Origin of the sequence: Methanocalculus sp. (assembly GCF_030651615.1) — an archaeon.
Taxonomy (GTDB): domain Archaea; phylum Halobacteriota; class Methanomicrobia; order Methanomicrobiales; family Methanocorpusculaceae; genus Methanocalculus.
The window spans coordinates 1-9,435 of record NZ_JAUSCG010000152.1 but is presented as its reverse complement, the minus strand read 5'-3'; the positions used below and the strand labels follow the sequence as shown (position 1 = coordinate 9,435).

Sequence of the window (9,435 nt, the reverse complement as noted above, 5' to 3'; positions counted from 1 at the left end):
CTCCAGCGGAACCTCGATATGCACTCTGGTTCCGTTCTTCCGGTGATACGTCACCTGACCTTTCATCTGTCCGAGAACAAGGGTGCGGACGAGCTTTAAACCAAGGCTATCGACCTGGAATGGATCGACCTGCTCTGGAATGCCGACACCGTCATCCCGGATGGTGAGCGAGAGGGTGGTGCCGTCTATCTTGATCTCACACTCAATCGTCCCCTCTCTTCTGCCGATGAATGCATGTTTGTAACAATTTGTCAGGATTTCATTTGCGATCAGGGCAAGTGGCACTGCAGAAGATACGGGGATTGAGCAGTCGGTATCGTTGAAACTGAGTCTGATGTTTCTCCCATTGAATGCATATATCTGCGAGATGATCTCGGACTGGTCCTTGATCGCCTCAAGAAGATTGATACTGCCGATATTCCTGCTCTGATAGAGGCGCTCATGGATATGAGCCATCAGCAGGATTCTCATCCGTGTCTCGGTGAGTATATCGATCGCTTCGGCATCTGTTGAACGCAGACAGGTCATATCAAGGAGTCCTGATATCAGCTGGAGGTTATTTTTCACACGATGATGAATCTCCTGCAAAAGGATATCTTTCTCCCGAAGAAGATTATTTCGCGCCTCTTCTGCATATTTCTGGTCGGTGATGTCCTTTCCAACGGACTGGTACCCGCTACAGTTGCCTTCATCATCACATATCGCACGATCTGTCCATCGCTGCCAGCGAACGTTTCCGTCCGGCAGAATAACCCGGTGTTCGATGGTTGAGACGGGATGATCCCCTGTCAGGGCTGCAAAGAACGCCTCTACCTCTTTTCGGTCATCCGGATGGATCTGGGGTTGGAACCTTCTGTTGATCAGATCATCCCGTGCGATCTGATAGTAGCGGCAGTATGCATCATTTGCAAAGGTATGGGTGGTATCCGGAAGGAACCGGCAGATGAACTCGGTCTGGTCTGAAACGACACTCCTGTACTCCGCTTCGCTCTTTTTGAGTGCCATCTCTATACACCTCCTCTCGGTGATATCGAGAAAGAGTGTCGCAAAGAGACCGGGTTGTGGTGAATAGGCGGAGACTGTGAAGTATTTCTGGATCTCTCTGCTGTACTCTTCGAAATGGATCGACTCTCCGGTCATTGCCACACGGCCATACATCTCTATCCAGTACGGCTCCGTCCCCGGCAGCACCTCAAGCACTGTCCGCCCGATCAGATCCTCTGCCTTCAGGCCGGTCATCTCTTCAAATGCCGGGTTCACTTCAAGAAATCGATAATCTGAGGGGAGACCATCGTCACCCAGTACGATCTCATGAACTGCAAAACCTGATGTCAGGTTGGAGAAGAGATGCCGGTAGCGCTCTTCACTCTTGCGGAGGTATTCCTGCTGGAGTGTAAGAGCATGATAGCTCTCCAATAACTGGGTGTGCTTCTCTTCAAGTGCTGCCTCAGCGATTTTTGTGTGTGTGATGTCTATTGCACTATAGAGGTATGCTGTCTTCTCCTGATCCTGTATGGTTATCTGGGTGATGCTCACAAGGAAGCTTTGGGTATCTCCTCTTCTGTCCTCCACATCGCATTCCATGAATACCGTCTCACTGGAGAGTGCAGCAACAGCAGTTGCATCGATGATCGCCTCTGCAAATGTGGGTGGAACCAGATCTCTGAAGTTCTGTTTGCAGGCGGATTCAAGAGAGGTACCGATGAATGCAGAATGTGCATGATTGCATATCTGATATCTGAGTGAATCGTCCAGTATCCAGATCTGTACCGGAATTGTATCGAGTATATTCAGGAGCGTATCCTGGTTTTGGCAGGCATCTTCTCTCATCAGAAAGTATGGATAGACCTCTCTGCATCTCTCCTCTGAAATATATGGGATTGCACGGATGGGTGTTCTTTTTGTATGCTGCTCTGGTTGATAGACCAACTGCGGTATCTTCTCCTTCTCCATACTCTTGATACGAAAGACTGCGAGATCTTCGTCACAGAGAATGCTCTCATCGCTTTGGTTTTCAGGGAGGTTGTCCAAAACCCGGGGATAGGTGTCGGGGGGATCTTCAGATCTGTTGGAGACCATCCTAATCCCTCCCGGAAAGCCATTCCAGCAGTGCCTCCTCTTCACCCCGTCGATAGGTCTTCCACGTGATATCGGATGGAAGGTATCGCTGTACCTCATGTGCCGCACCGATGTAGAGCAGTCCGATCTCCCCATCACTCAGGGTTGCTGCGATCTCTCTTCCGATAGCGCGATCACGCTCATCGGTGAGTTTCTTCGTCTCTTCTGCGATTGTGCGGAGTGTCTCGTCATATGAATCCGGGTCGAACCGACTGATCAGATCCCGGTCGAGGTGGTACTCTTTCCTGAGGAGTTCTGCATCTTCAGTCGCCATCAGGCGTGCGCCCCTGTCTATCAGAGTCAGGAGGAGGATATGGTTTCGAATGCCCTTTCTGGCTCCATCCCGGAGTATCTCTTCTCCTCTCCTGCCCCCGACAGGAAGACCGTCCTGATAGAGGAGCAGCCGGTCCGGGTCTGCATGAGCCAGAACCGAGGTTGAAAAACTCTCGATCCGGGACCATAGTTCTGCGATCGCCTGCTGCAGTTGGCGGCGCTCGTCGCTCCCAATAAGACTCTCCGCAATCTCCCCGAAGGCTTCGCTGAGCGAACCCATCTCCTCGCCGCCATGAAGAATAGGGATGATTAAAAGGCGTTTCACATCTTCCTCTCCTACAAGCTGTTGTATGGTTCATGGTCATTACAATATATAATGTATTTCTATTCTCGCGAATATAATTAAATCTTTTATTGTAATGCGATTTGGAGGTGGATCTCCGTGAAAGATCCCAATACTGCAGGTCGTCTCAATGAACCGGATCATCACGCAACCTGATCCGTGGATGCTCAAATCACCATCGATTAAGCATTCCTGGGTTAAGAGAGAAAGGGTTGGGGGACAATCCCTGTGGGAATCCTGCTGACCCAAATGCTTAAGACGGTCGGCAAAGAATGGTTCCTCTGAGATGGTGACGGTGAAATATATTCATTCTATTCTATTCGGGTGGCATTAATCGGGAGAATATGAGATGGCACACCCCTTTCCACTTCCCAAAAAGGATTATCCATCCCTCTGCCCCCTCACCGGGATGGGGCCAGGGAATCATCTCTGCTGCATCTACAGAACGGATGAGGAGCACAGGGCTGTCATCACCCAGTGTATCCGGTGTGGGCTTGAACGAAACGAGAAAGTTCTCTCCATCGTCGATTCGAGGTTCAAAGATCTGATACCCGGATATATCAGGGAAGATGGTATTGATCCAAAACCCTATCTTCAGAGCGGGCAGCTTGAGATTGAGACTGTGCAGGAATCCTATCTAAGGGATGGAGTATTCGATCCTGATGCAGTGATCCGGCAGCTCGCCGCATCAACAGATGCTGCTGTCCAAGAGGGGTATTCTGCACTCAGGGTCATTAACGAGATGGCCTTAGTCCCCGGTAATCTGCCGGAAAGAGCTCGTCTCATTGAGTATGAGACTCTTTTAAACACGTTTTTACCGGGGAGCCGGTGCCTGATGGTCTGCCTGTATGATCGGCAACGTGTTCCATCGGATATTCTCCTTGATCTCCTCATGACCCATCCGTATGCCGTCATCGGAACAGAGCTCATAGAAAACCTCTCCTTCATACAATCGGATGAGTTCATTACAAAGGATCGCTGGTCTGTCCTCCTGGATCACTGGATTGAGAACCTCAAAGAACGCAATCGCCTTATAAGAACCCTTACCCATGAGAAGGAGATTGTAGAGACATACCTTGATGTTGCCGGGGTGATGATGGTTGCCCTCGACACGAAAGGTACTGTCATGATGGCAAATCAGAAGACTCTCGATCTTCTCGGTTTTCCAAAATCTGATCTCATCGGAGAGAACTGGTTTGATCGTGCGATTCCAAAACATCTCCGTGAGGAGGTGAGGCTGGTGCATTCCCGGCTGATCGTTCAGGATGAGGGTGCGGATCTCTTCTTTGATAACCCTGTTCTTACGAAAGAAGGGGAGGAGCGGATCATCGCCTGGTATAATACTCTTCTCCGGGATGATACCGGTCTTGTCATCGGAACACTCAGTTCAGGCGAAGATGTGACCGAACTCCGCACTGCAGAAGCTGAAAGAAAAAAAGAGCATGAGGCTCTCCTTGAGAGTGAGCACCGGCTTTCCGATATCATTGACTTCCTCCCTGATGCCACCTTTGCGATAGATAAGAAAGGGGTGGTGATCGCCTGGAATCATGCGATCGAGGAGATGACCGGGGTTTCTGCGGAGGAGATGATCGGACAGGGGGAGTATGCATATGCTCTCCCCTTCTATGGCAAACGGCAGCCGATGCTGATAGACCTCGCTTTCAAAGATGATCTTACCCTCAGATCACGGTATGATCTCCTGAAGGAGATGCCGGATGTGATTGAGGCGGAGACGAGGTATGCACGACCGAGAGGAGAGGAGCGTATGCTCTGGGGACGGGTCTCCCCCCTGCATGATCGTCAGGGGCAAAATGTCGGTGCGATCGAGACGATCCGCGATATGACCGACCGGAAGCATGCTGAGGCAGCACTCCAACTGAGTGAATCACTGAAGCATCATATCCTTGCAGCTGTCCCTGACATTCTAATCCGTTGCAATGGCGAGGGGAGGTATCTTGATATTCTCACCCCGGATGATGATCGCTTCATCCTTCCAAAAGCCGATCTCATCGGAAGAACGATCACTGAAGTGACATCAGAAGAGATCGGATCCCTCCTGACAGAAGCGATACGTCTGGCCCTTTCTTCTAAAGAGATGCAGACTGTTGAGTACACGCTCGGCGTTCCTGCCGGAAACCTCCATTTCGAGGCACGTATTGTACCCTACTCAGAAGATGAAGTGATTGCACTCATCAGGGATATCACCGACCGGAAGGAGGCAGAAGATGCACTCCATGAGCGCATAAAGGAGCTCTCCTGCCTGTACCGGATCTCAGCAACAATCGAGCACTTCTCTCTGTCAGAGGAGGAGGTGCTCCGGAGGGTTGCTGATCTCATACCGGAAGGGTTCCGGCATCCCGAGTTGACCCGTGCCCGGATTACTCTTGATGATACCGACTATTCGAGTACGGGATATCAGATGACTCCCTGGAGCATCAACCGGGATATTATCGCTCATCAGAGGCCAGTCGGCGCTATTACCGTCTATTTCATAGATGAGTACGTGATAACTGCTGAGGAGTCTGTCCTGCTGAGAAATTGTGCCGAACAGATCGGGAGGTACATTGAACGGATCAGATCTGTTGCCCTTCTTCAACAGAAGAATGAAGAACTCGCAACCGCTGAAGAGGAGCTCCGATCCCAGCTTGAGGATCTGGTGGCAACGCAGCAGCAGCTCCGGGAGAGCGAGGCATATATCCGGACGGTGCTTGACAATCTCCCGATTGGAATTGCCGTCAATTCAGTCGATCCTGAAGTGAATTTTGATTATTTTAATGAGAACTTCTTTCGGATCTACCGGACAACCGCCGAGGCACTGCAGAGAGCCGATGCCTTCTGGGATGTCGTCTATGAAGATCCGAAATTTCGAAGTGAGCTGAGAGAGCGGGTGCTTGCAGATGGTATAAGCGGCGATCCCGACCGGATGCAGTGGGAGGATATTCCGATCACCCGGAAGGGGGAGGAGACGACCTACATCAGTGCGCGGAACATCCCGGTTCCGGGAAAAGATCTGGTGATCTCAACAGTCTGGGATGTGACGGGCCGGGTGGAGGCGCAGGCTCGAGTCCGGCTTCATCTCATTCGGGTTCAGCACCTCCTTAACCTCCACCGGATGACCGATGCAACCGAACCGGAGATCTTTAACTCCACCCTTGATGCCGGCCTTGCAATGGTGGAGAGCCGGTACGCGTTCATCGGTATGATTGGCGGGGATGAATCGGAGATGATTATTCATGCCTGGTCACAGGATACGATGGAAGATTGTACAGTCATAGATAAACCGATGCATTTTCCGATTGCTTCAGCCGGGATATGGGGAGAATGCGTCCGGAATCGTAAACCTGCGGTCTTTAATGAGTATGCGGCTCCTCACCCGGCAAAGCATGGCTATCCGGAGGGCCATGTCCCGATCACCCGATACCTCGGGGTGCCGATATTTGATGGCAGCAGGATTGTTGCCGTCCTCGCTGTTGCAAATAAAGAGTCTGAGTATCGGGATGATGATATCGATGCCCTGATGACGCTTGGCAATGCGATGTGGGGTCTTATTCACCGCAGGCGTTTTGATGCGGTGCTTCGTGAGAGTGAAGAACGGTACCGCTCCGTCTCCACCCTGATATCGGATTTTGCCTATTCATGTGTCAGGGAAGATGGTGGAGAGTACCGGATCGACTGGATGGTTGGTGCAATCGATCGGATCTCAGGGTACGAGATCGATGAGGTGATCGCAGAGGGGTGTTGGGGCTTCCTTGTTCACCCTGATGACAGGCGGATCTTTGAAGAGGAGATCCTCTCCCTCGCCCCCGGAGCGTCCTCAGACTGCGAGCTCAGGATCGTACGAAGAGATGGTGGGATCAGGTGGCTCAGAGCAGTGACACGGTCTGCCCTTGATGAAAGTGGAAGAAGCCGTATCTATGGCGGCTGCCGTGATGTCACCGAGGAGAAGACTGCTCTGCTGGAGCTTGAGATGAGCCATGCCCGGCTTGAGAGTGCGATGGAGGCGGGGGGGATCGCCTGGTGGGAGATGGACTCCGTGACGGGGGATGTCGCCTTCAGCCCACGGAAGGCCGAGATGCTTGGCTATTCCCCGGATCGCTTCTCCCATTATACCGACTTCACCGACCTCATCCACCCCGAGGATAAAGAGAAGGCGATGCAGGCGATGCGGGATCACCTTGAGGGGAGAGCAGAGAGGTATGAGGCCGAGTATCGGATCAAAAACAGTGCGGGTACATATCTCTGGTTCCGTGATCTCGGCTCCGTATCTGACCTGGGTGAGGGTGGTGCTCCCCTGAAGGTGGTCGGGCTCGTCATGAATATTACCACACTCAAAGAGGCAGACGAGGCGCTCCGGCAGAGTGAAAAGCGGTTTAAAACTCTCTTTATGGACTCACCGGTCTCTATCATCATCCATGACAGGGATACCGGTGAGATCATCGATGCGAATCCAGAAGCATGTTTAAGTTATGGTTGCTCTTCGGTTGAAGAACTGAAATCATATAATTTCTGGTTGGAATCACCATATTCATTTGAGGATGCGCTGAACTATATTCGGAAGGCGGCATCAGAGGGGCCGCAGGAATTTGAATGGCTCAATCGCTCGGTAACAGGTGTTCTCTTCTATGAACAGGTTCGGTTGTCCTCAGTGGTCATCAGTGGGGTAGAACGTATCCTTGCAACCTCTATTGATATCACCAAACGCAAAGAGGCGGAAATTGCCCTGCGTGAGAGCGAAGCGCTGCTCAGTTCAGCTGGTCGTATAACACACTTCGGTGGATGGAGTATCAACCTCGATGAACAGAAGGTGATATGGTCTGACGAAGTGGCACGAATTCATGGGATGGACCCCGGGTACTCGCCCTCCATAGATGAGGGGATTTCTTTCTATGCACCGGAATGGAAGGAGAAGATCTCTTCGGTCTTTCAGGAGTGTCTCCGGAACGGCATCAGTTATGATGAAGAGATGGAGATCATCAATGCAACAGGGGAGCGGAGATGGGTACGTACCACCGGAGAAGCAGTAACAGACGAATCGGGAGAGATCGTCGGGATACATGGAGCATTTCAGGATATTACCAAAAGGAAGATGACAGAAGAGGCCTGGAAGAAGGCATATGCCCAGATTGAAGAGAATATGTATAAATTCTCGATCTTAAACGATCAGATCAGAAACCCGCTTGCGGTGATTATGGCACTCGTCGATCTCGAAGGGGGAGAGTATGCGGACCGGATCATCGAACAGGTAAGATTGATCGACCGGATAATCGCCTTCCTCGATCAGGGGGTGCTTGAGTCCGAATCGACACGTGCATTCATGAGAAAGCATGATCAGCTTTCCAGCTGATTATGATCCAAATCCCCTTTTTTCTCCTCCACGAATCTCCGCCAAATACCTTCTGGCACCCTGATCTCAAACCTCGCCCCCTCACCATAGACTCTGGTCTCGGTGATGGAGATGCCGGTGATCGAGAGGATCTCACGTGAGAAAAAGAGCCCCAAGCCGGTATTTTTTGCCAAAGCCCCTTGTAAAGATCTGCTCCTTTTGTTCAACCGCAATGCCGGGCCCGTCATCTTCCCAGGTGATCGCTAAAAACCCGTGACGATCTTCGGGATGTGATCCGCTCTTGCGGGGGGTGACCAACAACTGATATCTACCCCTCAATCAGAGGTTGTGAAACTCTTGGTTTTGAGATGGGATGGACTTCGGCGTTTGTTATTGTGGAGAGTTGATAAGAACAGATCATTCCTCCTCTCCAACCGGGTAGGTATCTTGTCTCAATTTCTCTCACCATAAATTATAAATAGTACACTCTATAGTATATTACTCATGAGTGTATTCCTTGATCGGCACCGGGAGACCTCAATGCTTGAGAGCCGTTACCTGGGGGAAAAAGCCGAACTGTTGATTCTCTATGGACGCCGAAGGGTTGGAAAGAGTGAACTTATTGATAGGTTTATCGCCAGAGAGAAAGGTATACGCCTCCTTGCACGTGAGGAGTCGAGGACTCTCCAGCTCCGGCATTTTTCATTGAAGCTGGGGGATTATTTTGATGATAATTTCCTGAAAAAAAATCCCTTTGCAAATTGGGATAGTTTCTTTGAGTACCTTCTTAAACGATCAGATGAGCGTTTTGTTCTTTCCATCGATGAGTTCCCTTATCTTGTCAAGGAGGATCCATCCCTTCCCTCCATTCTTCAGGATTACTGGGATACACACTTAAAGGATAGTCAGATATTTTTGATACTCTCCGGTTCCAGTATTTCGATGATGGAAGAGTCAACGATGGATCATACAAGTCCTCTCTTTGGGAGAAGGACCGGTCAGATCCTCCTTCAGCCCCTCCGCTTTATCCATATCCTTGATTATCTGAAGGATATTCAGAAAGCAGTTCTGCTCTATTCGGTATTTGGCGGGACTCCTGCGTATATCATGAGTGCCGATCCGAATTCGGATATCTTTGACACTATCGAAGAAAAAGTACTGCGGGAGGATGCATTCCTCTTTCGTGATGTTGAATTTGTTCTCAGATCAGAACTGGTTGAACCCCGCTATTATTTCTCCATCCTCTTCTCAATAGCACAGGGAAATCATACAATCGGGCTGATATGCAACGATTGTGGCTTATCAAAGAGTATTGTCAATAAGTATCTCTCGATACTGATTGATCTCCACCTTGTATGCCGCCGTATTCCGGTAACTG

The 9,435-nt window shown here is 50.5% G+C and carries 5 protein-coding genes; 2 read left to right on the top strand and 3 right to left on the bottom strand.

Annotation, left to right across the window (positions count from 1 at the left end):
- Positions 1 to 2,079 (bottom strand): PAS domain S-box protein (locus Q7V06_RS06695; protein ID WP_304839838.1); only part of this gene is annotated, 2,079 nt, incomplete at its 3' end.
- Between the two features lies 1 nt (position 2,080).
- Positions 2,081 to 2,716 carry a hypothetical protein gene (locus Q7V06_RS06690; RefSeq protein WP_304839836.1) on the bottom strand — a complete coding sequence of 212 codons (636 nt, stop codon included), beginning with the start codon at positions 2,714 to 2,716 and terminating at the stop codon, positions 2,081 to 2,083.
- Positions 2,717 to 3,083: 367 nt separating this feature from the next.
- Between Q7V06_RS06690 and Q7V06_RS06685 the strand changes: the two genes are divergently transcribed.
- On the top strand, positions 3,084 to 8,078 hold the full coding sequence (locus Q7V06_RS06685) for a PAS domain S-box protein (protein WP_304839833.1): 4,995 nt from the start codon (positions 3,084 to 3,086) through the stop codon (positions 8,076 to 8,078).
- Between the two features lie 132 nt (positions 8,079 to 8,210).
- Here the strand turns inward: Q7V06_RS06685 and Q7V06_RS10440 are convergent, their stop codons facing one another.
- Positions 8,211 to 8,378 (bottom strand): hypothetical protein, encoded by a 168-nt coding sequence (locus Q7V06_RS10440; RefSeq protein ID WP_370650821.1) that lies wholly within the window; start codon positions 8,376 to 8,378, stop codon positions 8,211 to 8,213.
- A 183-nt stretch (positions 8,379 to 8,561) separates the two neighbouring features.
- Between Q7V06_RS10440 and Q7V06_RS06675 the strand changes: the two genes are divergently transcribed.
- Positions 8,562 to 9,435 (top strand): ATP-binding protein (locus tag Q7V06_RS06675; protein ID WP_304839830.1); only part of this gene is annotated, 874 nt, incomplete at its 3' end.